The sequence below is a fragment of the Streptomyces sp. NPDC088147 genome, assembly GCF_044741565.1.
Lineage (GTDB): Bacteria > Actinomycetota > Actinomycetes > Streptomycetales > Streptomycetaceae > Streptomyces.
In genome coordinates, this window is record NZ_JBIUSY010000004.1 from 651,276 (window position 1) to 678,026 (window position 26,751).

Annotated in this window: 24 protein-coding genes and 1 pseudogene; 13 read left to right on the forward strand and 12 right to left on the reverse strand. The window is 71.6% G+C overall.

Annotated features, from left to right (window positions below):
- Window positions 1-12: 12 nt before the first annotated feature.
- Together ACIOGX_RS17890 and ACIOGX_RS17895 are read right to left on the reverse strand one after the other, a co-directional pair.
- Window positions 13-1,404, reverse strand: coding sequence for a sensor histidine kinase (locus ACIOGX_RS17890; RefSeq protein WP_383967503.1), 1,392 nt, complete (start codon window positions 1,402-1,404; stop codon window positions 13-15).
- A 6-nt stretch (window positions 1,405-1,410) separates the two neighbouring features.
- Window positions 1,411-2,124, reverse strand: a complete 714-nt coding sequence (locus ACIOGX_RS17895) for a response regulator transcription factor (RefSeq protein WP_356511916.1) — start codon at window positions 2,122-2,124, stop codon at window positions 1,411-1,413.
- Window positions 2,125-2,420: 296 nt separating this feature from the next.
- On the opposite strand from ACIOGX_RS17895, the gene ACIOGX_RS17900 reads away from it, so the two are divergent.
- The 8 genes from ACIOGX_RS17900 (at window position 2,421) to ACIOGX_RS17935 (ending at window position 8,883) form a co-directional block, all read left to right on the forward strand.
- Window positions 2,421-3,206 (forward strand): amino acid ABC transporter ATP-binding protein, encoded by a 786-nt coding sequence (locus ACIOGX_RS17900; protein WP_129773642.1) that lies wholly within the window; start codon window positions 2,421-2,423, stop codon window positions 3,204-3,206.
- A gap of 151 nt (window positions 3,207-3,357) precedes the next feature.
- Window positions 3,358-4,191, forward strand: a complete 834-nt coding sequence (locus ACIOGX_RS17905) for a glutamate ABC transporter substrate-binding protein (RefSeq protein ID WP_129773643.1) — start codon at window positions 3,358-3,360, stop codon at window positions 4,189-4,191.
- Window positions 4,192-4,265: 74 nt separating this feature from the next.
- The gene (locus ACIOGX_RS17910) at window positions 4,266-4,940 is read left to right on the forward strand and encodes an amino acid ABC transporter permease (RefSeq protein ID WP_356511920.1); all 675 of its coding nucleotides are present in this window, start codon (window positions 4,266-4,268) and stop codon (window positions 4,938-4,940) included.
- On the forward strand, window positions 4,937-5,842 hold the full coding sequence (locus ACIOGX_RS17915) for an amino acid ABC transporter permease (protein WP_356511922.1): 906 nt from the start codon (window positions 4,937-4,939) through the stop codon (window positions 5,840-5,842). Before ACIOGX_RS17910 ends, ACIOGX_RS17915 begins: the two co-directional genes overlap by 4 nt.
- A 153-nt stretch (window positions 5,843-5,995) precedes the next feature.
- Complete coding sequence (locus ACIOGX_RS17920; RefSeq protein ID WP_356511924.1) at window positions 5,996-7,588, forward strand: FAD-dependent monooxygenase; 1,593 nt, start codon at window positions 5,996-5,998, stop codon at window positions 7,586-7,588.
- 69 nt (window positions 7,589-7,657) lie between these two features.
- Entirely contained in the window at window positions 7,658-7,729 is a 72-nt protein-coding gene (locus tag ACIOGX_RS17925) for a putative leader peptide (protein ID WP_310851512.1), read from the forward strand.
- A 75-nt stretch (window positions 7,730-7,804) separates the two neighbouring features.
- A complete protein-coding gene (locus ACIOGX_RS17930; RefSeq protein ID WP_356511925.1) occupies window positions 7,805-8,404 on the forward strand; it encodes a cysteine dioxygenase in 600 nt (199 codons plus the stop codon).
- A 14-nt stretch (window positions 8,405-8,418) separates the two neighbouring features.
- Window positions 8,419-8,883, forward strand: a complete 465-nt coding sequence (locus ACIOGX_RS17935) for a rhodanese-like domain-containing protein (protein ID WP_401914267.1) — start codon at window positions 8,419-8,421, stop codon at window positions 8,881-8,883.
- 187 nt (window positions 8,884-9,070) lie between these two features.
- On the opposite strand, the pseudogene recX reads toward ACIOGX_RS17935, so the two are convergent.
- From recX to ACIOGX_RS17950, 3 genes and pseudogenes are all read right to left on the reverse strand, one after another.
- Window positions 9,071-9,745 (reverse strand): annotated as a pseudogene (recX, locus tag ACIOGX_RS17940) (recombination regulator RecX); the annotation flags it as partial.
- Window positions 9,661-10,788: a recombinase RecA gene (gene recA, locus ACIOGX_RS17945; protein ID WP_401914170.1), complete on the reverse strand. Its 1,128-nt coding sequence runs from the start codon at window positions 10,786-10,788 to the stop codon at window positions 9,661-9,663. The pseudogene recX and the gene recA, both read right to left, overlap by 85 nt.
- A 499-nt stretch (window positions 10,789-11,287) precedes the next feature.
- On the reverse strand, window positions 11,288-12,295 hold the full coding sequence (locus ACIOGX_RS17950) for an NAD(P)/FAD-dependent oxidoreductase (RefSeq protein WP_401914173.1): 1,008 nt from the start codon (window positions 12,293-12,295) through the stop codon (window positions 11,288-11,290).
- 220 nt (window positions 12,296-12,515) lie between these two features.
- Between ACIOGX_RS17950 and ACIOGX_RS17955 the strand changes: the two genes are divergently transcribed.
- The gene (locus ACIOGX_RS17955) at window positions 12,516-12,884 is read left to right on the forward strand and encodes a VOC family protein (RefSeq protein WP_356511931.1); all 369 of its coding nucleotides are present in this window, start codon (window positions 12,516-12,518) and stop codon (window positions 12,882-12,884) included.
- A gap of 401 nt (window positions 12,885-13,285) precedes the next feature.
- Window positions 13,286-15,076 (forward strand): FG-GAP repeat domain-containing protein, encoded by a 1,791-nt coding sequence (locus ACIOGX_RS17960; protein WP_401914176.1) that lies wholly within the window; start codon window positions 13,286-13,288, stop codon window positions 15,074-15,076.
- 121 nt (window positions 15,077-15,197) lie between these two features.
- On the opposite strand, the gene ACIOGX_RS17965 is transcribed toward ACIOGX_RS17960, so the two are convergent.
- Both ACIOGX_RS17965 and ACIOGX_RS17970 read right to left on the reverse strand, forming a co-directional pair.
- Window positions 15,198-16,382, reverse strand: coding sequence for an AI-2E family transporter (locus ACIOGX_RS17965; protein WP_401914179.1), 1,185 nt, complete (start codon window positions 16,380-16,382; stop codon window positions 15,198-15,200).
- Window positions 16,383-16,707: 325 nt separating this feature from the next.
- Window positions 16,708-16,902, reverse strand: a complete 195-nt coding sequence (locus ACIOGX_RS17970; RefSeq protein ID WP_356511936.1) for a DUF3046 domain-containing protein — start codon at window positions 16,900-16,902, stop codon at window positions 16,708-16,710.
- Window positions 16,903-16,982: 80 nt separating this feature from the next.
- Between ACIOGX_RS17970 and ACIOGX_RS17975 the strand changes: the two genes are divergently transcribed.
- The gene (locus ACIOGX_RS17975) at window positions 16,983-18,023 is read left to right on the forward strand and encodes a hypothetical protein (protein WP_401914181.1); all 1,041 of its coding nucleotides are present in this window, start codon (window positions 16,983-16,985) and stop codon (window positions 18,021-18,023) included.
- A gap of 70 nt (window positions 18,024-18,093) precedes the next feature.
- Here ACIOGX_RS17975 and ACIOGX_RS17980 read toward each other — a convergent pair whose 3' ends face one another.
- The 3 genes from ACIOGX_RS17980 to ACIOGX_RS17990 form a co-directional block, all read right to left on the reverse strand.
- Window positions 18,094-18,402 carry an AzlD domain-containing protein gene (locus ACIOGX_RS17980; RefSeq protein WP_356511940.1) on the reverse strand — a complete coding sequence of 103 codons (309 nt, stop codon included), beginning with the start codon at window positions 18,400-18,402 and terminating at the stop codon, window positions 18,094-18,096.
- Window positions 18,399-19,070, reverse strand: coding sequence for an AzlC family ABC transporter permease (locus ACIOGX_RS17985; protein WP_356511984.1), 672 nt, complete (start codon window positions 19,068-19,070; stop codon window positions 18,399-18,401). Before ACIOGX_RS17985 ends, ACIOGX_RS17980 begins: the two co-directional genes overlap by 4 nt.
- A gap of 203 nt (window positions 19,071-19,273) precedes the next feature.
- Window positions 19,274-20,107: an AraC family transcriptional regulator gene (locus tag ACIOGX_RS17990; protein ID WP_401914184.1), complete on the reverse strand. Its 834-nt coding sequence runs from the start codon at window positions 20,105-20,107 to the stop codon at window positions 19,274-19,276.
- Between the two features lie 81 nt (window positions 20,108-20,188).
- Here ACIOGX_RS17990 and ACIOGX_RS17995 point away from each other — a divergent pair, with 81 nt between their 5' ends.
- Both ACIOGX_RS17995 and ACIOGX_RS18000 read left to right on the forward strand, forming a co-directional pair.
- Window positions 20,189-24,835: an ATP-dependent helicase gene (locus tag ACIOGX_RS17995; protein WP_356511944.1), complete on the forward strand. Its 4,647-nt coding sequence runs from the start codon at window positions 20,189-20,191 to the stop codon at window positions 24,833-24,835.
- An 18-nt stretch (window positions 24,836-24,853) separates the two neighbouring features.
- Window positions 24,854-25,612, forward strand: coding sequence for an Fpg/Nei family DNA glycosylase (locus tag ACIOGX_RS18000; protein WP_401914187.1), 759 nt, complete (start codon window positions 24,854-24,856; stop codon window positions 25,610-25,612).
- A gap of 143 nt (window positions 25,613-25,755) precedes the next feature.
- On the opposite strand, the gene ACIOGX_RS18005 is transcribed toward ACIOGX_RS18000, so the two are convergent.
- Both ACIOGX_RS18005 and ACIOGX_RS18010 read right to left on the reverse strand, forming a co-directional pair.
- Window positions 25,756-25,944, reverse strand: a complete 189-nt coding sequence (locus tag ACIOGX_RS18005; protein ID WP_129773659.1) for a hypothetical protein — start codon at window positions 25,942-25,944, stop codon at window positions 25,756-25,758.
- Between the two features lie 166 nt (window positions 25,945-26,110).
- Window positions 26,111-26,581, reverse strand: a complete 471-nt coding sequence (locus tag ACIOGX_RS18010; RefSeq protein ID WP_356511948.1) for a DNA starvation/stationary phase protection protein — start codon at window positions 26,579-26,581, stop codon at window positions 26,111-26,113.
- Window positions 26,582-26,751: the final 170 nt, after the last annotated feature.

The window sequence follows — 26,751 nt, forward strand, 5'->3', positions numbered from 1 at the left end:
CAGGCCGTCGGGTCAGGCCGTCGGAGATGATCGCGGGACGCTGAGCGTGACCCGGAGTCCGCGCGGTTCACCGTGCTCGTAGTCGATCGAACCGCCGCCGGCCGCCAGCAGGGCATGTGCGATCGACAGGCCGAGGCCCGACCCCTTGATGTTCTGGTCGCGGTTGCTGCGCCAGAAACGGTCCCCGATCCTGGCGAGCTCGTCGTCCGTGAGACCCGGACCGCCGTCGTTGATGACGATCTTCGAGGTCGTGCCGTTGCGGGCCACCGTCACGGTGACCTCCTCGCCGGCCGGGGTGAACTTGAGCGCGTTGTCGATCACGGCGTCCAGGGCGCTGGAGAGCGCGATGGGGTCGGCCCAGGCGGTGACCGCGGCGCGGTGCTCGGTGAGCCCGACGCCCTTCTCCTCGGCGAGCGCCCGCCAGGCCGCGACCCGTTCGGCCGCCAGCTCGCCGATGTCGGTGAGCCGCAGATCCGCGGCGGTGTGCTCGGCCAGCGCCAGGTCCAGCAGATCGTCGAGGACCTGGGCGAGGCGCCTGCCCTCGGTCCGTACGGAGGCGATCTCCGCGTTCCCCTTGGGCAGTTCGAGGCCGAGCAGTTCGATGCGGAGCAGCAGGGCGGCGAGCGGATTGCGCAGCTGGTGCGAGGCGTCCGCGACGAAGGCGCGCTGCTGCTCCAGCACGTCCTCGACGTTGTCGGCCATCTCGTTGAAGGAGCTGGCCAGCCGGCGCAGCTCGGGCGGACCACCGGCCGCCGCGACCCGGGAGTTCATCCGGCCGGTGGCGATGTCGTGGGTGGCCGCGTCCAGTACCCGTACCGGCCGGAGCACCCAGCCGGTCAGCCGGATCGCGGCCCCGACGGCGAGCAGCATGGCCGCCGCCTCGCCCGCGGCGATGATCAGCCAGCCGCGGAGAACGCGCGAACGCATCTGGCCGGTCGGTGAGTCGGTCACCACCACGGCGACGACATCTCCGTCCCGTACGACCGGTGAGTCGACGATCAGCCGGCCGTTCTGCCAGGGCCAGACCTGCTCGGGGTCGCCGCTGCGCCGGCCGAGCAGCGCCTCCTCGAAGGACCGCCGGGCAGGGCCCTCCGCGGGGACGCTCCAGCCCTCCGGGGCGCGGGCCATGACGCCGTCGTCGCGGTAGAAGACGCCGGCCCTGACCCCGTACACCTCGTAGTACCTGGTCAGCTCAGCCTCCAGCATCGCGCGCCGTTCCTGGGCGCCCGGCCGGCTCTCGGAGACGAACTGGGCGAGGGCCGCGACCCGCGAGGTGTCGTCGATCCGGTCCACGACGACACGCTGCTGCTCGGCGGCGGCGAGACTCACGGCGAGCGGGAAGCCCAGGGCGAGGAGCACGCCCGCCATGAGGATGATGAGCAGCGGCAGTAGTCGGGTGCGCACGGGGCGTTACGGCCCCTGGTGTGTGCCGGGGACGACCAGGCGGTAGCCGACACCCCGGACGGTCTCGATCAGCGCCGGCATGCCGAGCTTGCCGCGCAGGGAGGCCACATGGACCTCCAGCGTGCGGCCCGTGCCTTCCCAACTGGTGCGCCAGACCTCGCTGATGATCTGTTCGCGGCCGAACACCACACCGGGGCGCTGGGCGAGCAGGGCCAGCAGATCGAACTCCTTGCGGGTCAGCTGGACGGCCGTACCGTCCACGCTCACGCGCCGCGTGGGCAGTTCGAGGCTGAGGCGCCCGAGCCGCTGGGCGCCCTCGGGGGCGGGGGCCGGCTCGTCCCCGCTCACGGTGCGCCGGCTGACGGCATGGATACGGGCGAGCAGTTCGCCGGTGTCGTACGGCTTGACCACGTAGTCGTCGGCGCCGAGGTTGAGGCCATGGATCCGGGAGCGGACATCGGCCCGCGCGGTCACCATGATCACCGGGGTCGAGGTGATCCTTCGGATCTTGCCGCAGACCTGGTAGCCGTCCTGGTCGGGCAGGCCGAGGTCGAGCAGGACGACCGAGAACGGCGCCTTGCCCGCGTTGGCCGCGGGCAGCACCGCCTGGAGCGCCTCCTCACCGCTGCGGGCATGTACGACCTGGAATCCATGCTTGGCGAGCACGGCCGACAGGGCGGCGGCCACATGGTCGTCGTCCTCCACGAGCAGCAGTCTCACGGGCCCCCTTCAGGTCACGGTTCGGGTCGCGACGCCGGTCGCCCCGATAGGTCGCGCTGTTCTATGCGCTCTTAGTACGTACCAGGCATCCACGCCGATCGCGCACGGTCAGTCAAGAGTCTTCCCGTTACACCAAGGTTTCCGTTACCCACCCGGTACTCCTCCCAGCGCCCTCTTCACACGGAGTGTCCGGTTGCGGCCGGATCGTTATGCTCAATTTCCGCTCAGATGTAATGACGCTGATCGCAGTGCGTGACTAAGGTCCTCCCAACCGAGGAGGACGGAGCAAAAAGCCGATGAGCGGAGTGTCAGTGACCAAGGGCGCCGAGGGCGCCGTGCCCGCGACGGGCGACCTGGTCGTACTGAGCAACGTGAACAAGCACTTCGGCGCGCTGCATGTGCTCCAGGACATCGACCTGACCATCGCCCGTGGCGAGGTCGTGGTCGTCATCGGGCCCTCCGGGTCCGGCAAGTCCACACTGTGCCGCACCATCAACCGCCTGGAGTCGATCGATTCGGGCGCGATCACGATCGACGGCAAGCCGCTGCCGGAGGAGGGCAGGGAGCTCGCCCGGCTGCGCGCCGATGTCGGCATGGTCTTCCAGTCGTTCAACCTCTTCGCACACAAGACGGTGCTGGAGAACGTCACGCTGGGCCAGATCAAGGTCCGCAAGACGAGCAAGGCGGACGCCGAGGAGAAGGCGCGCGCGCTGCTGGACCGCGTGGGCGTCGGCTCGCAGGCCGACAAGTACCCGGCCCAGCTCTCGGGCGGCCAGCAGCAGCGCGTCGCCATCGCGCGGGCGCTGGCGATGGGCCCGAAGGTGATGCTCTTCGACGAGCCCACCTCCGCGCTGGACCCCGAGATGATCAATGAAGTCCTCGAGGTCATGCAGCAGTTGGCGCGCGACGGAATGACGATGGTCGTCGTCACCCATGAGATGGGTTTCGCGCGCTCCGCGGCGAACCGGGTCGTCTTCATGGCGGACGGCCGGATCGTCGAGCAGGCCACGCCCGACGAGTTCTTCAGCAACCCGCGCAGCGACCGCGCCAAGGACTTCCTGTCGAAGATCCTGCATCACTGATCCCCGCTCTGGACACGGATCACTCATCGGGGCTCTCCGGCCCGGATCCTTTCGTCCGGATCGTTCACACGGCTCATCACGGCTCTGCTCACGGTTCTGCCGAGTGCGGCAGAACCGGTTCGTTCACGTCTCACCCGAGGGAAGTTCACGCATGAAGCTTCGCAAGGCAAGCGCCGCGGCGGCCGCCGTTGTCGTCCTCTCCCTGACCGCCACCGCCTGCGGCGGCGACAGCGCCGACAGCGGCAACGGCGGCGGTGACAAGATCACCATCGGTATCAAGTTCGACCAGCCGGGCCTCGGTCTGAAGAAGCCGGACGGCACGTTCGCGGGCTTCGACGTCGATGTCGCGACCTACGTCGCCAAGGAACTGGGCTACGACGCCAAGAACATCGAATGGAAAGAGGCGCCCAGCGCCGAGCGCGAGAACCTGATCTCCAACGGTGACGTGACGTTCGTCGCCGCCAGCTACACGATCAACGACGAGCGCAAGAAGAAGGTCGACTTCGCGGGACCGTACTTCCTCGCCCACCAGGACCTGCTGGTCCGCTCGGACGACAGCTCCATCACCAAGGCCGCCGACCTGAACTCCAAGAAGCTCTGTTCGGTGACCGGCTCCACCTCGGCGCAGAACGTCAAGAACGACTTCGCGCCGAAGGCCGACCTCCAGAACGTCGGCGGCTACTCCGAGTGCCTGACCGGCCTGGAGAACAAGGCCGTTGACGCCCTGACCACGGACGACTCCATCCTCGCGGGCTACGCCTCGCAGCAGGAGCACCAGGGCAAGTTCAAGCTCGCGGGCCTCAAGCTCAGCGACGAGCCCTACGGCATCGGCCTCAAGAAGGGCGACGCCGATCTTCAGAAGAAGATCAACGCCGCACTGACCAAGATGGAGTCGGACGGCTCCTGGGAGAAGGCCGTGAAGGCCAACTTCGGTCCGGCCAACTACAAGAACGAGCCTGCCCCGAAGATCACCGAAGGCAGCTGAGACAGCAGTGACGCGCCGCCGGCCGGTCCGGCGGCGCGTACCGACCAGCCAACCAGGGGAGAGCGCGGGGCATCGTGTTCGACTTTCTTGATTCCGGGCAGTACGACCTGCTCGGCGCCTTCTGGGTGACGGTGCAGCTCACCCTCTACTCCGCAGTTGGTTCTCTCCTATGGGGAACGCTGCTGGCCGGGATGCGTGTCAGTCCCGTGCCGCTGATGCGTGCCTTCGGTACCGCCTACGTCAACATGGTCCGTAACACCCCGCTGACGGTGGTCCTTGTCGCCTGTTCGCTGGGGCTCGGCCAGACCCTCCAGATCACGCTCGGCGGCGGGGACTTCGAGTCCATCGGCTTCCGGCTGGCCGTACTGGGACTGATCGCCTACACGAGCACCTTCGTCTGCGAGGCCCTGCGCTCCGGTATCAACACCGTGCCCGTGGGCCAGGCCGAAGCCGCTCGCGCCCTGGGTCTGAGCTTCTTCCAGGTGCTGCGGCTGATCGTGCTCCCCCAGGCGTTCCGCTCCGTCGTGGCGCCGCTGGCCAACGTGCTGATCGCGCTGACCAAGAACACGACGGTCGCCGCGGCGATAGGCGTCGCCGAGGCGTCGGCGCTGATGAAGACAATGATCGAGAACGAGACCAGCGCACTCTTCATGGTGTTCGCGGTGTTCGCCTTCGGGTTCGTCGTTCTCACCCTCCCGACCGGTCTGCTTCTGGGCTGGGTCAGCAAGCGAGTGGCGGTGAAGCGATGAGTGCCACGTCCGTTCTGTACGACGCTCCCGGTAAGCGTGCCAAGCGGCGCAACGTCCTCTACACGATCGTGTTCCTGGTCGTCTTCGCGCTCGCCGCCTGGTGGGTGCTCGTTCAGATGGCCGACAAGAACCAGCTGGCGTCCGAGAAGTGGAACCCGTTCGTCACGGACGCCAAGGTCTGGACGACCTATCTGCTGCCGGGGCTCGGTGAGACCCTCAAGTCGGCGGCGCTGTCCATCGTGATAGCCCTGCCGTTCGGCGCGCTGCTCGGGATCGGCCGGCTCTCGGACCACGCCTGGGTACGGGTACCGGTCGGCGCCGTCGTCGAGTTCTTCCGCTCCATCCCCGTCCTGCTGATGATGGTGTTCGCCGCCACGGCGTACGCGCAGTTCACCGACATCTCGTCCGACATCCGGCCGCTGTACGCCGTGGTGACGGGCCTGGTGCTCTACAACGCCTCGGTCATCGCCGAGATCGTCCGGGCCGGCATTCTCACGCTGCCCAACGGCCAGACCGACGCCGCGAAGGCGATCGGCATGCGCAAGGGCCAGACCATGGCGTACGTGCTCCTGCCCCAGGCCGTGACGGCGATGCTGCCGGCCCTGGTCAGCCAGCTCGTCGTCATCGTCAAGGACACGGCGCTGGGCGGCGCGCTCCTCGGCCTGTCCGAACTGCTCTCGCAGAACCGCACGATCACCGCGAACTACGGCGCCAACACCATCGCCACGCTCGTCGTCATCGCGCTGATCTACATCGTGCTGAACTTCCTCCTCACCACCTTCGCGGGCTGGCTGGAGAAGCGCCTGCGCCGGGGCAAGAAGAGCACGGGCGCGGTGCTCGGCACAGATGGGCCACAACAGGTCGGTGCCCCAGCCGGCCCCGGGGACGGCAGCGGCATCTGAGGCAGACGGGACTGGCGGGTCTGGGCGGCGTACGCGCCGCCCAGACTGTCGCTTGACGCGGGCACCCCCAGTGGGTTGCATACGTTCTGTGATCACGCATCGGGCTCCTACCGCCCCTGACCGTATGACCGCACGGGCCGGAGGGGTCGCGCCGTGGACCCGGTGATCGTCGCCGGCGCGGGCCCCGTCGGTCTCGCGCTCTCTCTGGCCCTCGCCGCGCAGGGCGTTCCCTCCGTCGTCCTGGACGAGGGGACCGGCACGGACGATCCGCGTCCGGCCCGTACCGCCATACTGCGGCCCGACACCGCGGCCCTGGTGGCCCGGCTCGGCTGCACCACCCTCGGTGACGAGGGCGCGCGCTGGACCGGCTGGCGTCTGATGCGGCGCAAGCAGCTGATGCGGGAGCTGCCACTCGGCGAGGACGGCGCCCCCACCCCCCTGCACATCCCTCAGCACGCCCTTGCGCGCGGGCTGCGGAGCGCCATCGCGGGCCAGGAGCTGGTGCGCGTGGTCACCGGCGACCGGCTCGACTCGCTGGAGCAGGACGCCCGCGGCGTCACCGTGCACACCCGCGGCCCCGGGGCGACCTGGTGGCGCGGCAGCCATCTGGTCGGATGCGACGGCGCCAGGTCCACGGTCCGCAAGCTGCTCGGTATCCGCTTTCCCGGGCGTACGGCGGTGGAGCGCCACGCGGTCGCCGCGCTCCGCGCGGAGCTGCCCTGGCCCGGCGAGGCGCTGCTCCACCGGCAGCCGCCCTGGCGGGGCAGCGGCGAGGAGGTGTCCGCCAGGCCGCTCGCGGACGGTGTGTGGCGGGTCGACTGGCTGCTGCCCTCCCGGGGCGAACTGGTCACGCCCGACGCGCTGGTGACGCGTTTACGGGACACCCTGGCCGGCTGGTGCGGCGAGACTCCGCCGTACGACCTGCTCGACACGGGCGTCTACACCCTGCATCACCGGCTGGCCAGGCGCTGGCGCGCCGGACGGGCCTTTCTCGCCGGGGACGCCGCCCATCTGCTGGGCGCGGTGGGCACCCAGGGGCTCGACGAAGGGCTGCGGGACGTCAGCAACCTCTCCTGGAAGATCGCCGAGGACTGGCACCACGGGGCGTCGGAGACCCTGCTGGACAGCTACCAGGCGGAGCGGCGCACGGCCGTCGCCGCCCGGCTGCGCGCGGCCGACCAGTCGCTGCCGATACTGCGGGGCGGCGGCGGGCTGCGTACGTACATGCCGGGCGCCACGCGCGGACACGACACCCTGCTCGCCGACGGGCATCTGGGGCACGGGCCATTGGGGGCACCGCCCGCCTATCCGCACTCCCCCCTCGCACCACCGCACGCCGAGGCGCGGACGGCTGTCGGTACGCCTCCCGGCGCGCCCGTCGAGGACGTACGGGTGACCGCGCCGGACGGTACGACCGTACGGCTCGGGGACCGGCTCGGCCGGGGCCTGCACCTGGTGATACTGGTCGCGCCCGGCACCGGGGTGTGGGACCGGCGGCACTGGCTGACGGCGGGGGTGATGCCGCGGCTGGCGGCGGCGGTGACCGCCCTGCCGGTACGTGCCGAGCTGCTGGTCACCGAGGCGTACCCGGGAGCCTCCGCGCACACCGTGCTGCTGGTGCGGCCGGACGGGCATCTGGTGGCGGCGTTCGGCGGGGTGCGCCCCGCCGATCTCTACGCGGCGGCGGACGCGGCGCGCGGAGGCAGTCCTTCCACCCCGACGGAGGTTCCCGCGGACGCCCCCTGACCACACTGCGAACATCGATTGACCGTCGCGGGCTCGCATGGTGTACTCCGGAACGTGACTGACACCGATGTGCGCCTGTGGCGGAGAGTCCATATGGACTTGCTCCGCTATGCGGGCTGCGTGTGTCGCCCGTCCTGTTGATTCGCCCCTCTCTCCACACGCTCGTCGCGCGGCGCCGTGACGGCACCTCTTCGCGAACATCCCAGGACGGTCACCATGTCTCTACCCGTACGTACCTCCACATCCGGCACCGGCGCCGCCGATACCGGTCGTGCCGCTGATGCCACGGGCGCTGTCGACGCCGGCGTGAAGCCCCCGGCCGCCGGGCCCACCCCCGCCGAGCTGCTCGACTTCGTCCGCAGGAGCGCGGCCGACGCCGAGCTGGTGTCCTCGCTCCCGCTGGATCCTGAGGGGCGTACCTGGATCCGGCTCAACGGTCCCGCGGGCAGCGAGGCGTGGCTGATCGGCTGGCCGCCCGGCACGGGCACCGGCTGGCACGACCACGGCGGCTCGCACGGCGCGTTCGCCACGGCGGCGGGCACGCTCAAGGAGGACTCGCTCGCGGCCCGGCTGCCCACCGAGGGGTGGAAGACCCTGGAACTGGCCGAGGACGTCGACCGCGAGCGCCAGTTGACGGCCGGCGAGGGCCGGGCGTTCGGCAGGCACCATGTGCACGAGGTACGCAACGAGTCCGGGGCCGAGCACGCCGTCTCCGTACACGCCTACTATCCGCCGCTGCCGCTGATGCGTCGCTACAGCCGCACGGGCGCCGTGCTCCGCCTTGAGCAGGTCGAGCGCCCCGAGGAGTGGCAGTGACGGACCACCGGACCGTGTCCGAGCAGCCCGTGACCGGGCAGGCCGTGACCGAGCGCGTGGAGGCCGAGCGCGTGGGGATCGATGAGCTGCTGGAACGGGTCCGTGCGGACCTGGACCGAATAGGGCCGGGGGAAGCGGCCGAGGCCGCCACGAACGGCGCACTGCTGGTGGACATCCGGTACGCGGCGCTGCGCGAGCGCGACGGGCTGATCCCGGGCGCGCTGGTCGTCGAGCGCAATGAGCTGGAGTGGCGGCTCGACCCGCAGGGCAGCCATCGCGCACGCGAGGCCACGAGCCACGATCTGCGCGTGGTGGTGATCTGCAACGAGGGGTACGCGTCGAGCCTCGCGGCGGTGTCCCTGCGGCAGCTGGGACTGCACCGCGCGACCGACCTCGTCGGGGGATTCCAGGCGTGGAAGGCCGAGGGCCTCCCGGTTGTCGCGGCCGGGCACGGCGCGAAGGCCGGGGACACGGCCTAGAGGACCGGGACACGGCGCAGAGCGGGCGGAGCGGGACTCCGGGCCTGCTCCTCGCCCGGCCACCGTCGCGTCGACCACCGGACGGAGACGACCGGACGGATCCGAAGCGCTACCGGCCCGGGAGCGCGGTCGCGACCAGCACGAGCAGGGCAGCCCTCCCCATGCCGGGCAGGTCCTGTGGCTGTGGCTAGGAGAAGCCCTCGTCCAGCCCCTCGGTGTCCTCCCCCTCCTCCTCCAGCGCCTGCCGGACCACCCGGAGCGCCATGCCTTCCGGATAGCCCTTGCGGGCCAGCATGCCCGCGAGCCTGCGCAGCCTTCTGTCGCGTTCCATACCGCGCGTGGCGCGGAGTTTGCGGGCGACCAGCTCGCGGGCGGTCGCCTCCTCCTGGTCGGAGTCCAGCTGCCCGACCGCCTCGTCGATCAGGGTGGCGTCCACCCCTTTCGTACGCAGCTCACGGGCGAGCGCACGCCGGGCCAGGCCCCGGCCGTGGTGCCGTGACTCCACCCAGGCGTCCGCGAACGCCGCGTCGTCGATCAGTCCCACGTCCTCGAAGCGGGAGAGCACCTCCTGCGCCACGTCCTCGGGGATCTCCCGCTTGGCCAGCGCGTCCGCCAGCTGCTTGCGGGTCCGGGGCGTCCCGGTGAGCAGGCGCAGGCAGATCGCCCGCGCCCGCTCCGCCGGATCCTGGGGCGACAGCTCCTGCCCGGCCCTCGACGGGTCGGAGCTGTCGCCCGGCCTTTCCGTCCGCCGCCTCTTCGCATAAGGCACAGGACGGACTAACTCTTGGCCGTGGCCGCCTTGGCCGACTTGGCCTTGGTGGCAGGAGCGGGCACGGACTTGGCCGGGTCCTCGGCGGGAGCCGGAGCGCCGGCCGGGGTCGCCGCGGACTCGGCCGTCGCCGCGTCCGGCCGCACACCGACGCCCAGCTTCTCCAGGATCTTCTTCTCGATCTCATTGGCGAGATCGGGGTTGTCCTTGAGGAAGTTGCGCGCGTTCTCCTTGCCCTGGCCGAGCTGGTCGCCCTCGTACGTGTACCAGGCGCCGGCCTTCCGTACGAAGCCGTGCTCCACGCCCATGTCGATCAGGCCGCCCTCGCGGCTGATGCCCTGGCCGTAGAGGATGTCGAACTCCGCCTGCTTGAAGGGCGGCGCGACCTTGTTCTTGACGACCTTGACGCGGGTGCGGTTGCCGACGGCGTCGGTGCCGTCCTTCAGGGTCTCGATACGACGGATGTCGAGACGCACCGAGGCGTAGAACTTGAGCGCGCGGCCACCCGTCGTGGTCTCCGGCGAGCCGAACATCACGCCGATCTTCTCGCGGAGCTGGTTGATGAAGATCGCGGTGGTCTTGGACTGGTTGAGCGCGCTCGTGATCTTCCGGAGCGCCTGGCTCATCAGTCGCGCCTGGAGACCGACGTGCGAGTCGCCCATCTCGCCCTCGATCTCCGCGCGCGGCACCAGGGCGGCGACGGAGTCGATGACGATGAGGTCGAGCGCGCCGGAGCGGACCAGCATGTCCACGATCTCGAGCGCCTGCTCGCCGTTGTCCGGCTGGGACAGGATCAGATTGTCGATGTCGACGCCGAGCTTCTTCGCGTACTCGGGATCGAGGGCGTGCTCGGCGTCCACGAAGGCCACCGCACCGCCGGCCTTCTGCGCGTTCGCCACCGCGTGCAGCGTGAGGGTCGTCTTTCCCGAGGACTCGGGCCCGTAGACCTCCACCACACGGCCGCGCGGCAGGCCGCCGACGCCGAGCGCGACGTCGAGCGCGGTCGACCCGGTGGGGATGACCTCGATGGGTTCGTTCGGCCGCTCGCCGAGGCGCATCACCGCGCCCTTCCCGAATTGCCGTTCAATTTGTGCGAGAGCGGCGTCGAGCGCCTTCTCGCGGTCGGTTCCTGCCATGGGTTCCACCCGATTTGCTTGAGTCGATCGCTTCACGTCAAAGACGCTATCCCCTGCCACTGACAACGCGTCCCGACGACCACCTGGCCTGTGGAAAACTCCGCCGGCCAACCTCTCCGGACGCCCCCACCGCACCACACCGCCGGCCGGGCCCCGGGAAGCACCGGCAGTCACCCATGAGAATGGATGTTCGATTTTACTGTCAAGCGCACCACGCGGCACCCCCGCAGGTCCGCAGTTCGGCTTGCCGCCGGGCAGGCCGCGGTCCCCGTTCTGGCCCATCAGCATCAGGACCAGGCTGCCCATGCGGCCGACCCGCGCGCCCGGCCCGCAGGAAGTTCTCAAAGCCCTCCGTGCACACTTCGGGGTGACCGCCGCGGTCCGCGGCGTCCGGCGCCTCGGCGGGCGCCTCCACATGCGTGAGCGGGACCACGACCTCAACGTCAAGCGGCCCTGCTCCGAGAGCCGCAGCGGGGCAGGCTTCAACGGGGCCGTGCCATCAGAAGCGATCCGGGCGGCAACCCGACAGAGCCGGCTCGACGGTGCCGTCGACCAACTCCCGCGCGACCAGGCGGCCCACGGCCGCGGCGAGCGTGACCGCCGAGTGCATCACCGCCAAGTAGAGGCCGGGGACCTCGGCGACCGGGCCGACGATCGGCTCACCGTCGGCCGGCATCGGGCGCGCTCCGAGACGGGTGCTGAGCAGTTCGACGCTCCCGGCGCCATGGAAAGTGGACCGGACGGCGGCAAGTGTCCGTTCGGGCGAGTCCGCGGCGGCGATCAGCCGGTCCGCGGCGACCTGCCGAAGATCGAAGTCCTCGGTGTTGACCACGGTGCGGACCAGACCGGCCGGGGCGCGGAGCCGGAACAGCGGCGACGGCGACGGTTCGACCGGGACGCGCACGCCGAGCGGCGCGCCCAGCGCGGCCGTGGCGACTCCGGCCGCCAGCACCACCGTCGCACCGGAGAGGGATCCCGCCGCCGTCTCGACCCCGGTGATCCGGCCCGCTGTATCCCGGCGGACCGCGGTAACCGGCGTGTCCAGATGTACCCGGGCTCCATGGGTGCGAGCGGCCGTGACCAGCCGCTCGGTCACGCCCACCGAGTCAACGGCGCCGTCACCCGGCGCCCAGACAGCCCACTCCGGTGGCTGCCGAAGGGCGGGCTCGAGCATCGCCGCGGTGGCCGCGTCCACGATCGTCTGCCCGGGTCCGGCGTCCGGCGCACTGCCCTCCCTGGTCCAGCTCAGCGAGCCGGACCAGGTAACCGGGAGTCCCGGCAACTCGGCCCCGAGTCGGTGGTACTCCGCCGTCGCGGTGGCCCGCAGCCCGGCGGCCGGGCCTTGAAGCACGCCGGACGCCCCGACCCAGGCGAACGAGTCCGCCGTCACGCCGGCGCCTGGCCGCCCGGTGTCGACCAATGTCACCGCGGCGCCCGCGCGGGCGGCGTGATAGGCCACCGACGCGCCGACAATGCCGGCGCCGACGACGACCAAGTCCCCACTCACCGTTGAGCTCAACACGTTCACGACCCTAGCCTCCGCCCGCGCGGCCTGGTGGGCCGGACGCCCACTGACCGACGACCACTGACCGACAACCACTGACCGACGAGTACCGGCCGACGACCACCGGCCGCCGCGAACCCCGCCCCGCGGGCGGACGGCGATACTTCATGGTCACGGCCTAGGGTGTGGATCGCGAAAGTCCACCGATCGGCCCGGAGGTGCCATGTCCCCGCGGATGGCGTTGCGCGCGATCACGCTCGACTGCTCCGATCCGCCGGCTCTGGCGGCGTTCTATCAGCGGGCCACCGGCCTCGAACCGCACCCGAGTTCCGACGCCGACTTCGCTGGTCTCACCTGTGAGAACGGGCTCTTCATCGGTTTTCAACGGGTGGACGACTACCGGGCTCCCCGCTGGCCCGATCAGACGGTTCCTCAGCAGTCTCACCTCGACTTCGCGGTCGATGACCTGGACGAGGCCGAGGCCCGGCTGCTGGAGCTGGGCGCGGGCAAGCCGGATCACCAGCCGAATGAGGACAGGTGGCGGGTCCTCACCGATCCGGCCGGGCATCCCTTCTGCCTGGTCAGAGGCTGACTGTTCCAGTTCGTCCGCCGGCCGGGGATCCGCGTCAGGCCCGTCGGCACCTGCCGTGGAACGATGCCAGGTCGCCGTGCCGCTCCACGCCCGTCGAGTCGACGGGGCCGGCGCCTCCGAGGCGGCGGGCGTTAACAAAAAATCCACCGAGACTTCACAACTGACTTGCCGACAGAACCCATGGCCGGATACACCTACCTCACGACCTGGGGAGGGCGTCATCGCTGTGGGGGGCAGTTCCATCACCGTGGGGGCAGTTCCCGTCGTGCCATGGGCCGACGGGACTCCGACGACGATTCCAGTGGTACGGCACCACCTGACGCCCCGCGACCCGCGCACCGCCGTGCCCGGCGTGTGCCGCCGCTGATCCCCGGGCTCCTGTACACCTCACTGGAGGCAGCATGTCCAACCACGCAAGACCCGGGGCCGAGTGGCCCCGCAGGATCGCCCGCTCGGCCGTGCTCGGCTGCGCAGGGCTGCTGGTGAGCGGTTCGCTGATGGTCACCACGGCCTCGGCGGCCGATGCGCCGGGCACCGGACCGCACGGCGCCGTCACCCTTCCTGTTCCGCCGTCCACCCGGCCCACCTTCAGCGTCCCGGGCCGCGACGCCGCGGACGCCGCCAAGGGCCAGGACCGCCGTCTCGCCGCCGGCCGGGCCGCGGCGGACACCCCCGCGCAGCGCGGCGACATGGACGGCGACGGCTTCGGCGATCTGGTGTACCGCACCGACTACGGCGAGATCTGGGCCGACTGGGGCTCCGACGGCGCGGCCGTGATCTCCGCGGACGACTCCCAGGTCAAGGACCTCATGCTGCCCGGCGACCTCACCGGCGACGGCAAGGCCGACCTGCTCACCGTGACGCCCACCGGATCCCTGCGGCTGCACAGCGGGGCGAACTCCACCCTCTACGGCGGCATGACCGCGTACACCACGCTCAGCACCGGCTGGCAGGCGTACGACAAGCTGGTCGTCCCCGGCGATCTGACCGGTGACGGCACGCCGGACCTGCTGGCCCGCAAGTCCTCGGGACTGTTCCTCTTCCCCGGCACCGGCAAGGGCTTCAAGGCCGGGATCCAGGTGGGCGGCGCAGGCTGGAGCCAGTTCGACCAGCTGGTCGGCGTGGACGACGTCGACGGCGACGGCCTGGCCGATCTCCTCGCGCGCAACGCCACCGGGCTGTATGTCTACCCCGGCAACGGCAGCGGTACCGGCTACCCGTTCAAGGACAGGATCCAGATCGGCGGCGCCGGCTGGAACCAGTACAACCAGCTGGTCGGCGGTACGGACTACACCGGCAACGGCACCCCGGACCTGGTGACCCGCGCGTACGACGGCACCCTCTACCTCTACGAGGGCAACGGCGCCGGCGCGTTCGCCGCCCGGGAGCAGGTCGGCACGGGCTGGGGTCTGGTGACCCAGTACGCGGGCGCGGGCAACCGGCCGCACTTCGGCAAGGCCGGCGTCTTCGCCCGTACCTCCGGCGGCACGCTCTACTACTACGGCACCACCGGCTCCGGCCGCCTCACCGCGAAGTACCTGATCGGCGACGGCTGGGACCGCTCGCTGGTACGGCTGACCCACGCGGTGTCACTGCGCGCGAACGGCAGCTCGGACCTGATCGAGCACAGCACGTACGACGGCCATCTGTACAACGCCGGTGCCTACGCCTCGTCCGACCCCGAGATCGCGGGCGGCTCCACGTCGTACAACCTGGTCATCGGCCCCGGGGATCTCGACGGCGACGGCAAGAGCGATCTGCTCGCCCGCAGCTCCACCGCCCTCTACTTCTACGCGGGCAGCGGTACGGGCATGTCGGTGAAGGGCCGCGTCCAGATCGGCGGCAGCGGCTGGTCGCAGTTCAACAAGATCGTCGGCGCGGGTGACCTCACCGGCGACGGCCGCGCCGATCTTCTCGCGCGCAGCTCCAGCGGCCTGTACCTGTACGCGGGTACCGGCAAGGCGAGTTCGCCGTTCGGCGCGAAGGCGCAGGTCGGCGGTGCGGGCTGGAGCCAGTACAAGAACATCGCGGCTCCCGGCGACCTCAACGGCGACGGCGTCGCCGACCTGCTGGCCTCGAACTCGGCCGGCGAGCTGTACTTCTACGCGGGCACCGGCAAGGCGTCCGCGCCCCTGAAGGCCCGGGTGAAGATCGGCAGCGGCGGCTGGAACCAGTACGCCGACCTGCTCTGATCCGGCCGCCAGGTCCTGTCCGACACATCGCGTCCAGGCCGCCCCGGCCGGTGCACCCGCACCGGCCGGGGCACCTGCGGGAACGGTCCACCGTTCACCCCGGGGGGGCCGCCCGGCCCTCCTACGGCCGCGCCCGCTGCTCGTCGTCCGTCTCCGTGTCCGCGTCGGCACGCGCGCCCGTGCCCGTGCGTATGTCCGCGTCCGTACGCAGTACGCGGCGTATCTGGCGCAGGAGCGGCACGCTGTCGCGCGTCCTGCGGCCGTGCACGCGCGGATCGTCCATCACGTCGTACCGCTTCACATACGCCCCGAGGAACGCCTGGAGCGTGGCGACCGCGGGGATAGCGATCAGGGCGCCGACAGCGCCCAGCAGCGCCGTACCCGCGACGACCGACCCGAAGGCCACGGCCGGGTGGATGTCGACGGTCCTGGCGGTCAGTTTGGGCTGGAGCATGTAGTTCTCGAACTGCTGGTAGAACACCACGAAGCCGAGCACCCAGAGCGCGTACCAGGGGTCCACGGTGAAGGCGATCAGCATCGGCAGAGCGCCCGCCAGATAGGTGCCGATCGTCGGGATGAACTGGGAGACGAGCCCCACCCAGATCGCCAGCGCCGGTGCGTACGGCACCCGCAGGATCTCCAGCAGTACGTAATGCGCGGCGCCGGAGATGAGGGCCATCAGCCCGCGTGAGTAGAGATAGCCGCCGGTCTTGACGACGGCTATCTCCCAGGCGCGCAGGACTTCGGACTGACGGGCCGGCGGGAGTACGGAGCAGAGCGCGCGCCGCAGCCGGGGCCCGTCGGCCGCGAAGTAGAACGAGAACAGGAAGATCGTCAGCAGCCGGAACAGGCCGCCCAGCACGGTGGTGGAGATGTCGAGGACGCCCGTCGCGCTGTTCTGCACATAGCGCTGGAGCCAGTCGGAGTGCAGCAGGCTGTCCTGGACGGCGACCCGGGACAGCTCCGTGTGGAAGGTGTCGTTGGTCCAGTTGATCACCGAGTCGAGGTACTCGGGGAAGGACTCGACCATTTCGATGATCTGGCTCGCCAGCATGGAGCCGAGCATCACCACAAAGCCGGCACTGGCGATCAGGACCGCGAAGAAGACCAGGAAAGTGGCGAGTCCACGCCGCATCCCCCGGTCCGCCATCCGGCTCACGGCGGGCTCGACCGCCAGCGCCAGGAAGAACGCGATCAGCATATTGATCAGCAGCCCGATGAGCTGGTGGAACGCCCAGCTGCCGAGCTGGAAGCAGGCGATGAGCGCCAGCGCGAGGACCATGGCGCGCGGCAGCCAGCGGGGCATCTGACGCCGCCGCTCGTCCCTGTCCGTGTCCGCGGCGGACGCCGACGCGCCCGGGGGGCTCGTGGAGGAGCCCGCGGGAGCCGTCAGTGGAGAAGCCGCGGAAGGAGCCGCCGAAGGCGCGGCAGCGGACGCCTCGGGAGGCGTGTCCGGTGCGGGATCCGGCGGAGGGATCGGCGGTGGGAGGTCCGGTGCGGAGTTGTCGGTCGGTGCCACTGAGCAAGTGTCGCCTACCGCGGTGACAACCGGACCCGCGGTCGGACGAAATCACATCGCCCCCGCCGGCTCCGTGCCGCCCCGCCCCCGGGGACTGTCTCGGCCGGGCGCGTCAGCGCTTCTCGGGCGGAATGCCCATGGCCACGCAGACCCCGCGCCAGACGTCCTTCGCCTCCCAGCCGGCTGCCAGCGCCTCGTGCACCGTGCGACCGTCCAGTTCCGCCATCACATGATCACGGGCGAAGGAGTCGGCGTAGGCCGCCCCGAAGTGGTCCGCCATGCGCTCCCAGAAAATCGTCAACCGCATGCCACCAGTATCGCGCCCCTGAGAGTGCAGCCCCGCCGTCCCCCCGTGCCAGGAACCGTTTCCGCCCTACGGTTCGGAGCATGGCCGGCACCACAGCATCCTCCGAGTCTTCCGCGTCCTCCGTGTCTTCCCAGTCTTGCCCCGCGTCTTTCCCGTCCTCCCCGTCCTCCGCGCCTCCCTCGTCGCCCGTCTCCCGGGCCGAGCGCTTCGTCTGGCTCACCGCCCGGGTGCTCGAACAGCGACGGTTCGCCTATCACTTCCTGGACGGAGGGACCGGTCGGGGCGACGGCGCCGAGGCCGTGGAGACGGCCCTCACCGCGTATCGCGAGGAGGACGGCGGATACGGTCACGGCCTCGAACCCGATCTGCGCGGCCCCGTGAGCCAGCCGTTGCATACGGCGCACGCGCTGCGCGTGCTCGACTCCATCGGCCGCTGCGAGGGACCGCGGATCGAGCGGATCTGCCGCTATCTCACGGCGGTGTCCACGGCCGAGGGAGCCCTGCCCGCCGTCCACCCCTCCCAGCGCGGCTATCCGTACGCGCCGTTCCTCCCGGTCGTCGACGATCCGCCGGGCGAACTCCTGGCGACGGGCCCGGTGGTCGGGCTGCTGCACCGCAACGAGGTCTGGCACGCCTGGCTCTTCCGCGCCACCGACTTCTGCTGGGCGGCCGTCGAGGGGCTGGAGGATGCGCATCCGTACGAGATCGAGGCGGCGGTCGCCTTCCTGGACGGTGTCCCCGACCGGCCACGGGCCGAGGCCGCGGCGGACCGCCTCGGCCGGCTCGTACGGGCGCGCGGGCTGGCGGTGGTCGATCCGGCACGCCGGGCGGGGTACCCCGTACCACCGGGGTACGCGCGGGGCGAGCACCCACCCCCGCACCGCCTCCCGCGCCACTTCCCGCACGATTACGCGCGCGTGCCCGGGTCGCTGGCCCGTGCGTGGTTCACGGACGAGGAGATGGAACGGTCGCTCGACCACCTGGCCGGCCTTCAGCGGGAGGACGGCGGCTGGCCGGCCGGCCGACGCGCATGGGCACCGGGTTCGGCGCTGGAGTCACGGCCGATCGTGACCATCGAGGCGCTGCGGACACTGCGCGCCCATGGCCGCGCCATCGGCTGATGCCGTCAGGACCTGACACGCTTCCGCCGGAAAGCGGGAAAAAAACCTGGCCGCCGAGCCTCCCGCCCCCTCAGCCGCCGAGGGCCCGTACCCCCGCCGTGACGGCCACCGCCGCGGCGACGACCACCAGGAACGGGGCGCGCAGCACCAGCGCCAGAGCCGCCGCGGCGACCCCCGCGCCCCTGGCGTCCAGTACGAGTGCGCCGTGCGCGCTGAAGGTCTGCTGAGCGGTCAGCGCGGCGAGCAGGGCCACGGGCAGCAGGGCCGACAACCGCTGGACGAGAGGGCGTTCCAGCGCGCCCGCCGGCACGAGCAGGCCCAGAAGTTTGACGAGGTAGCAGCCGACGGCGGTCGCGCCGATCGCGATCCAGATGGTCAACGGTCCGTTCCCTTCCGACGTGCGCCGAGCCTGCGGCCTTCGAGCCAGAGGACGGCGGGTGCGGCCAGCGCCGCGACGAGCACCGGGACACCGGCGGGCAGCACGGGCAGGAAGCCGAGCCCCAGGACGACGGCGATCCCCGCGACCGCCCGCTCGGTGGCCGTACGGAGCATCGGCGCGAGCAGGGCGAGGAAGACGGCGGGTCCTGCCGCGTCGAGTCCCCAGGCGTCGGTGTCGCCGAGCGCTTCGGCGCCCAGCGCCCCGCCCAGGGTGGTGAGGTTCCACAGGACATAGAGCGTGAGTCCGGTGACGGTGAAGCCGATGCGGGCGCTGCGCCGGGTGGGCTGGGCGAGTGCGACGGCGGCGGTCTCGTCGATCACCCACTGGGCGGCGAACGGGCGTACCGGCCCGGGGAGCCTCAGCAACTGAGAGAGCCTGAGTCCGTAGAAGGCGTTGCGTACGCCGAGGAAGAACGCGCCGGCGGCGGCGGTGAGCGGATTGCCGCCCGCCGCGAGGGCGCCGACCAGCGCGAACTGGGAGGCGCCGGTGAAGACCAGCAGGCTGAGCGCGCAGGTCTGGAGGACGGTGAGCCCCGCGCCCGCCGAGGTGACGCCGAAGGCGAAGCCGGAGAGCCCGACGGCGACGCCGACGCCCAGGGCGTCACGCACGACGGCCGAGTCGGACTTGGGTTCGGGGGCGGGAGTAGGGGCGGGATCGGGGGCGGAGGGCTCCTGGGCGCTCCGGGAGGGACCGTACGCCGGTATGTCCGCGGACGCGGACGCTATCTGTTCTGCCACGTCAGGGACGTTACGCGGGGTGTGCGGGCCGGGTCTTGTACGTTCTTGCGCACCGCGCCCCGTCCGGAGCCCGCTCAGCCCTCCGCGGCGGCCGTCCGCTCCCTGCGGTACGCGCCGGGCGGCACCCCGACCATCCGGGTGAAGTGGCGGTTCAGGTGGGGCTGGTCGGTGAACCCGACGGCCACGGCCGCCTCGGCCGGGGTCGTACCGCCGTCCAGCAGGCGCCGGGCCCGGCGCACCCGCGCGTCCGTCAGCCAGCTGTGCGGCGGCAGCCCGTAGGCGTTCCTGAAGGCCCGCAGCAGCGCGAAGGGGCTGGTGCCGAGGTCCGCCGCGAGCCGTTCCAGGGACGGCGGGTCCGCCATCCGCTCCTCCAGCACGGCACGTGCGCGTGCCGCGTTCCGTGCCCCGGCGCCGCGTGCCCGGCGCTGCCGCAGCGGCCCGCCGTTCAGCCGCAGGAGCCGTGTCACCGCAACCCTCAGCAGGGTGTCCGCGGCGAGTGCGTTGCCCTCGTCGGAGGCGCGCAGCACCTGGTGGACGAGGCGCGTGGTGTACGGATCGTCCACGACGGGGGCGACGAAACCGGGGGTGCCGCGGATCGTGGTGGTCTCCGCCGCGATGGAGGCGATGACGTCGACGGCCGGGTAGACGGCCCCGTACCGCCAGCCCTCGGGGCCCTGGGCGTGGCCGGTGTGCGGGGTGTCGGGGTTGATCAGCGCGAGCGAGCCGGGGCCGGCGTACTGATCGCGCCCTCCGTGGTGGAAGACGTCGACCCCGTCCGTGATCGCGGCGATGACGAAGCTCTCGTGGGCGTGCCGCAGAAACGTCTTGTCTATGTAGCGCGCCCGCAGCAGATCGACGTCCGGCAGCTCGGAATAGCGCCAGTGCCGTGCCTGCTCCCGCGGTGCCATGGTTCCATTCTGCGCCGTCGGTCCCCCGGGCGATTGCCCAGGTCCGGGCGATTGTCAGTGGCGGGGTGCACGATGGGGGGCATGGCACGCTCCGCGCTCGACTCCTTCTCCCCCGCGACCCGCGGCTGGTTCACGGGGGCTTTCTCCGCGCCCACCGCGGCGCAGGAGGGGGCCTGGCGTGCCATCCAGGAGGGCTCGGACGTGCTGGTCGTGGCCCCGACCGGTTCGGGCAAGACACTGGCCGCCTTTCTCGCCGCCCTGGACCAGCTGGCTTCGCAGCCGCCGCCCGCCGAGGCGAGGAAGCGCTGCCGGGTGCTGTACGTATCGCCGCTCAAGGCGCTCGCCGTCGACGTGGAGCGCAATCTGCGCAGCCCGCTCACGGGAATCCGGCAGGAGTCCGTGCGGCGCGGGCTGCCGGAGCCGGAGGTCCGGGTCGGGATCCGCTCCGGTGACACCCCGGCCGCCGAGCGCCGATCGATCGCCACGAAGCCGCCGGACATCCTCATCACCACCCCCGAGTCGCTCTTCCTGATGCTCACGTCCTCGGCCCGGGACGCGCTCGCCGGGATCGAGACGGTGATCCTGGACGAGGTGCACGCCGTCGCCGGGACGAAGCGGGGCGCCCATCTCGCCCTGTCCCTGGAGCGGCTCGACGAGCTGCTGCCGCGCCCCGCCCGACGCATCGGTCTGTCGGCGACGGTGCGTCCGGTGGAGGAGGTCGCCCGCTATCTGTCGCCGCAGCGCCGGGTGGAGATCGTCCAGCCGCGCTCCGGCAAGGAGTTCGATCTCTCGGTGGTCGTGCCGGTCGAGGATCTGGGCGAACTGGGCGGCTCCCCGGCCTCGGAGGCGGACGGCGGGGAGAAGCCGTCGATCTGGCCGCATGTGGAGGAGCGGATCGCCGATCTCGTCCAGGCGCACCGCTCCACGATCGTCTTCGCCAATTCCCGTCGCCTGGCGGAGCGGTTGTGCAACCGGCTGAACGAGATCGCGTACGAACGGGCCATGGGCACGGTTCCGGACGGGCCCGGCTCCGCCCCGACGATGCCCGAGGACCACTCCCCGGCCGAGCTGATGGGGCAGTCGGGCGCGGCCAGGGGAGCGCCCGCCCTGCTGGCCCGCGCGCACCACGGCTCGGTCTCCAAGGAGCAGCGCGCCCAGGTGGAGGAGGACCTCAAGGCGGGCCGGCTGCCCGCCGTCGTGGCCACCTCCAGTCTGGAGCTGGGCATCGACATGGGCGCGGTGGATCTGGTGATCCAGGTCGAGTCGCCGCCCTCCGTCGCCTCGGGCCTCCAGCGGGTCGGCCGCGCGGGACACCAGGTGGGCGCGGTCTCCACGGGCGTCGTCTTTCCCAAGTACCGCGGCGATCTCGTCCAGGCCGCCGTGGTCACCGAGCGGATGCGCACCGGCGCCATCGAGGCCCTGCGCATCCCCGCGAATCCCCTCGATGTGCTGGCCCAGCAGCTGGTCGCCATGGTCGCGCTGGACACCCGACAGGCCGACGATCTGCTCGCCCTGACCCGCCGCGCCGCGCCGTTCGCGTCGCTGCCCGAATCGGCGTTCACCGCGGTGCTGGACATGCTCGCCGGGCGCTATCCCTCCGACGCCTTCGCGGAGCTGCGTCCGCGCGTGGTGTGGGACCGCGTGGCCGGTACGGTCACGGGCCGGCCGGGCGCGCAGCGGCTCGCCGTCACCTCCGGGGGCACGATCCCCGACCGGGGGCTGTTCGGTGTCTTCCTCGCCGGGGCCGACCCGAAGAAGGGCGGCGGCAGGGTCGGGGAGCTGGACGAGGAGATGGTGTACGAGTCCCGGGTGGGCGATGTCTTCACCCTGGGCACGACCTCCTGGCGGATCGAGGACATCACCCGTGACCGGGTCCTGGTCACCCCGGCGCCCGGCACCCCTGGGCGGCTGCCGTTCTGGAAGGGCGACCAGCTGGGCCGTCCGCTGGAGCTGGGCCGTGCGGTGGGCGCGTTCCTGCGCGAGGTGGGCGCCCTCTCGGAGGAGGATGCCCGACTGCGGCTGCTGACCGCGGGGCTCGACGCCTGGGCCGCCGGCAATGTGCTGTCGTATCTGGACGAGCAGCGCCGCGCCTGCGGACATGTCCCCGACGACCGGACGATCCTCGTCGAGCGGTTCCGCGATGAGCTGGGCGACTGGCGCGTGGTGATCCACTCCCCGTTCGGCGCCCAGGTGCACGCGCCGTGGGCGCTGGCCCTCGGCGCCCGCCTCTCCGAGCGGTACGGCATGGACGCGCAGGTCATGCATGCCGACGACGGCATCGTGCTGCGGCTCCCCGACGCCGATCTGATGGGCCTGGACCTCCTCGATGACGAGCCGGACCGTCTCAGTACGGCCTTCGACAGCGAACAGGCGCCCGTCGGAGCCGCGGACGTCGCCTTCGACGGCGGCGAGATCCGTGGGATCGTCACCGACCAGGTGGGCGGCTCCGCGCTGTTCGCCTCCCGGTTCCGGGAGTGCGCCGCGCGGGCGCTGCTGCTCCCCCGCCGGAGCCCGGGTAAACGCACCCCGCTGTGGCAGCAACGCCAGCGCGCCTCCCAGCTCCTCCAGGTGGCGAGCGAGTTCGGCTCGTTCCCGATCGTGCTGGAGGCGGTCCGTGAGTGCCTCCAGGATGTCTTCGACGTGCCGGGCCTCACGGAACTCATGGGGGACATCGAGTCCCGGCGGGTCCGGCTGATCGAGGTCACCACCCCCGAGCCCTCCCCCTTCGCCCGGTCGCTGCTCTTCGGCTATGTCGCGCAGTTCCTGTACGAGGGCGACTCCCCCCTCGCGGAGCGGCGGGCCGCCGCGCTGTCCCTGGACTCCCGGCTGCTGGCCGAACTGCTGGGCCAGGCCGAGCTGCGGGAGCTGCTCGACCCGGAGGTCCTCACCGAGCTGGAACGGGAGCTCCAGTGGCTCACCGAGGACCGCCGCGTCAAGGACCTGGAAGGCGTCGCCGATCTGCTGCGGGTCCTCGGCCCGCTCACGGACGCGGAGTTGGCCGAGCGCGGCGCGCGGCCGTCCTGGGCGGAGGATCTCGCCGCCGCCCGCCGCGCCATCCGGGTCAGGATCGGCGGAGCCGACCACTGGGCGGCGATCGAGGACGCGGGGAGGCTGCGGGACGCCCTGGGCACGGCGCTGCCGGTCGGTGTCCCCGAGGCGTTCACGGAGCCGGTGAAGGACCCCCTGGGTGATCTCCTCGCCCGTTTCGCCCGGACGCACGGCCCGTTCACCTCGAACGCGGCGGCCGAGCGCTTCGGCCTCGGACCGGCCGTCACCGACGGCGCGCTCCAGCGTCTCGCCGCGAGCTCCCGGGTCGTACAGGGCGAGTTCCATCCGTCCGGCATCGGCCAGGAGTGGTGCGACGCCACGGTCCTGCGCCGGCTGCGCCGCCGCTCGCTGGCGGCGCTGCGCCAGGAGCTGGAGCCGGTGGCACCGGCCGCGCTCGCGGCCTTCCTGCCGCAGTGGCAGCATCTGAACGGCAACAGCCTGCGCGGTATCGACGGACTCGCCCGTGCCGTGGAGCAGGTGCAGGGCGCTCCCGTTCCCGCGTCGGCGCTGGAGAAGCTGATCCTGCCGTCCCGGGTCTCCGGCTACACGCCCGCGCTCCTGGACGAACTGACCACCACGGGCGAGGTCCTGTGGGCCGGAGCGGGCGCCCTGCCCGGCAAGGACGGCTGGGTCTCGCTCTATCTCGCCGATGCCGCACCGCTGTTGCTCCCGGCCCCGCACCCCCTGGAGCTGACCGCCCTCCACGAATCGGTGCTGGCCACGCTCTCGGGCGGCTATGGACTGTTCTTCCGGCAGATCACCGACCAGGTCCGGGCCACCACGCACCCGGACGCGACCGATCCTCAACTGGCCGACGCCGTATGGGATCTGGCCTGGTCGGGCCGGCTCACCAACGACACTCTGGCGCCGCTGCGCTCCCTGCTCGGCTCGGGCCGTACCGCGGGCTCCACGGCGCACCGCGCCCGGCGCCCGGTGCCCCGGGGGCGGTACGGCACGCTCACGGCCGCGGCCCGCCCCGCCTCCCGCACGGGCCCGCCGACCGTCAGTGGCCGCTGGTCGCTGCTGCCCGCCCAGGAGCCCGAGCCCACGCATCGCGCGCACGCGCTGGCCCGTACGCTCCTCGACCGCCATGGGGTGGTGACCCGGGGCGCGGTCGCGGCCGAGGGGGTCGCGGGCGGCTTCTCGGCGGTGTACCGCGTCCTGTCCGCCTTCGAGGACAGCGGCCAGGCCCGCCGCGGCTATGTCGTGGAGGGCCTGGGCGCGGCCCAGTTCGCGATGGACGGCGCCGTCGACCGGCTGCGCGCGGCGGCGACGGCCCGTGACCGCGCCGACGCGCACCCCTCGCCCCGTGCCGTGGTGCTGGCCGCCGCCGACCCCGCCAACGCCTATGGGGCCGCGCTTCCCTGGCCGGATCCCCCGGACGGCGCCGGCCACAAACCGGGCCGCAAGGCCGGTTCTCTCGTCGTTCTCGTCGACGGCGAGCTGACCCTCTATATGGAGCGCGGCGGCAAGACACTGCTGGCCTGGCCCACCGACCCGGAGGACCCCTCGCTCCGGGCCGCCGCGGAGGCCCTGGCGAGCGCGGCCCGCGCGGGTGCGCTCGGTACGGTCACGGTGGAGCGTACGAACGGCGCCCCCGCCCTGACGTCCCCCCTCGGGCGCGCCCTGGAGTCCGCGGGCTTCCATGCCACTCCCCGGGGCCTGCGGCTTCGGGCCTGAGCGTGCGAGCCTGAGGCCATGCCCGAGGGAGACACCGTCTGGCAGGCCGCCCAGCGCCTGCACACCGCGCTCGCGGGGCACCGGCTGATCCGCTCGGACCTGCGGGTGCCCCGGTTCGCGACGGCCGATCTCACCGGCCGGACCGTCCTCGATGTCACCCCGCGCGGCAAGCATCTGCTCACCCGGATCGAGGGCGGCCTCACCCTCCACTCGCATCTGCGCATGGACGGCTCCTGGAAGGTCTACGCCCCGGGTGAGCGCTGGAGCGGCGGTGCGGCGCACCAGATCCGGGCCATCCTCGGCACCACCGACCGCACGGCCGTGGGCTACCGCCTCCCCGTGCTCGAACTGCTGCGTACCAGCGACGAGGAGCGGGTGGTGGGGCATCTCGGCCCCGATCTGCTCGGTCCGGACTGGGACGCCGCCACGGCCCTGCGCAATCTGCTGTCCGCCCCCGGGCGCCCGGTCGGGGAGGCGCTGCTCGATCAGCGCAACCTCGCCGGAGTCGGCAATATCTTCAAGTCCGAGACCTGCTTCCTCGTTCGCGCCAGCCCCTGGCTCCCGGTCGGCGAACTCCCTTCGCCCGAGCGGCTGGTGACCGCGGCGAAGAAGCTGCTCGAAGCGAACCGGAACCGTCCGGGCGGCTCCCGTCGGCTGTATGTCTACGGCCGCGCGGACCGCCCCTGTCCCCGCTGCGGCACCTCGATCCGTACGGCCGAACAGGACGGCCGGCCCACGTACTGGTGCCCGCTCTGCCAGCCGGACCCGGCCAGTTGACGCACGGACAGACGCACGGACGCACAGTTACACGCACAGTTACACGCACATACACGCACGAGACGACGCGGTTGACGCAGTTGAGGGGGTTGACGTGCGAGTTGATGCACGCGGGGCCCGTCGCCGTGTCAGCCGACGACGCGTCACAACCGGGGACGACGCTGTCGCGCCGAGGCGACATGCACCGGCAGCAGGCTCAGCCCCCAGCCGCCCGCCGCCACCACGCCCTCCACCAGTCCGGCGTTCTCGGGCACCAGCACGATGCGCAGGACGGCCCACCACCACACCCCGCCCAGAGCGAGCGCGGGAAGAAGGATCCACCGCCTGGCCATGGCTCCCTCCTCCGGCCGACCCTAGTAAGGAACGATCAGCCGCCGGGAGAGCGCATCGGATGCACTCCCCGGCGTGCGCATGCGGCACCGGTCGCGCCCCTGCCGCAACGACAACGCGGCAGGGGCGCGGCCGGCCCCTCGCCCTTCGACCGGGGCTCCGGCCCGGTCAGGCGCTCTCCGCCTGGAACATCCAGGCGTGCTTCTCAAGGTCGGCGGTCACCTGGATCAGTATGTCCTGCGTCACAGGGTCCGGTTTGTCCGTCACCTCGACGCGCTCACGCATCCGCTCGATGACCGCGCCGAGCGCGTCCACCAGGGTCCGTATCGCGTCCACGTCCGTGATCCAGCCGTTGGGCACCGTACGGATCGCACTGGTGGCCGCCACCGTCGCGGCCCGCCCGTCCGGTGTCACCCCCAGCGCGGAGGCCCGCTCGGCGACGGTGTCCGAGTGCTTCCGGGCGGTGGCGACGACCTCGTCGAGTTGCAGGTGTACGGAGCGGAAGCGCGGCCCGACGATGTTCCAGTGGACCTGCTTGGCGACGAGCGCAAGATCCACCAGGTCCACGAGGGCGCCTTGCAGTGCCTCGCCGACCAGCTTCAGGTCTTCCTCGGGCAGGGGACTCTTCACGACAGACATGCATGTCCTCCCATTCCGCTCACGGTTCTTCGTTCACAGTTCGGTACGCACGCACTTTCCACCATGACACAACCGCCACAAAACGGGCATACGGGAAAGACAGAAGCCCCGGCCGCGGCATCACTGCCGACCGGGGCTCAGGTCAAAGCTTCCACGCTTGATCAGATCGA

Excerpts from the sequence above, each read along its gene's own strand:
- ACIOGX_RS17900 (WP_129773642.1), top strand. The coding sequence starts at position 2,421 with ATGAGCGGAGTGTCAGTGACCAAGGGCGCCGAGGGCGCCGTGCCCGCG.
- ACIOGX_RS17905 (WP_129773643.1), top strand. The coding sequence starts at position 3,358 with ATGAAGCTTCGCAAGGCAAGCGCCGCGGCGGCCGCCGTTGTCGTCCTC.
- ACIOGX_RS17915 (WP_356511922.1), top strand. The coding sequence starts at position 4,937 with ATGAGTGCCACGTCCGTTCTGTACGACGCTCCCGGTAAGCGTGCCAAG.
- ACIOGX_RS17930 (WP_356511925.1), top strand. The coding sequence starts at position 7,805 with ATGTCTCTACCCGTACGTACCTCCACATCCGGCACCGGCGCCGCCGAT.
- recA (WP_401914170.1), bottom strand. The coding sequence starts at position 10,788 with ATGGCAGGAACCGACCGCGAGAAGGCGCTCGACGCCGCTCTCGCACAA.
- ACIOGX_RS17955 (WP_356511931.1), top strand. The coding sequence starts at position 12,516 with ATGTCCCCGCGGATGGCGTTGCGCGCGATCACGCTCGACTGCTCCGAT.
- ACIOGX_RS17960 (WP_401914176.1), top strand. The coding sequence starts at position 13,286 with ATGTCCAACCACGCAAGACCCGGGGCCGAGTGGCCCCGCAGGATCGCC.
- ACIOGX_RS17965 (WP_401914179.1), bottom strand. The coding sequence starts at position 16,382 with ATGCCCCGCTGGCTGCCGCGCGCCATGGTCCTCGCGCTGGCGCTCATC.
- ACIOGX_RS17970 (WP_356511936.1), bottom strand. The coding sequence starts at position 16,902 with ATGCGGTTGACGATTTTCTGGGAGCGCATGGCGGACCACTTCGGGGCG.
- ACIOGX_RS17975 (WP_401914181.1), top strand. The coding sequence starts at position 16,983 with ATGGCCGGCACCACAGCATCCTCCGAGTCTTCCGCGTCCTCCGTGTCT.
- ACIOGX_RS17990 (WP_401914184.1), bottom strand. The coding sequence starts at position 20,107 with ATGGCACCGCGGGAGCAGGCACGGCACTGGCGCTATTCCGAGCTGCCG.
- ACIOGX_RS17995 (WP_356511944.1), top strand. The coding sequence starts at position 20,189 with ATGGCACGCTCCGCGCTCGACTCCTTCTCCCCCGCGACCCGCGGCTGG.
- ACIOGX_RS18000 (WP_401914187.1), top strand. The coding sequence starts at position 24,854 with ATGCCCGAGGGAGACACCGTCTGGCAGGCCGCCCAGCGCCTGCACACC.
- ACIOGX_RS18005 (WP_129773659.1), bottom strand. The coding sequence starts at position 25,944 with ATGGCCAGGCGGTGGATCCTTCTTCCCGCGCTCGCTCTGGGCGGGGTG.
- ACIOGX_RS18010 (WP_356511948.1), bottom strand. The coding sequence starts at position 26,581 with ATGTCTGTCGTGAAGAGTCCCCTGCCCGAGGAAGACCTGAAGCTGGTC.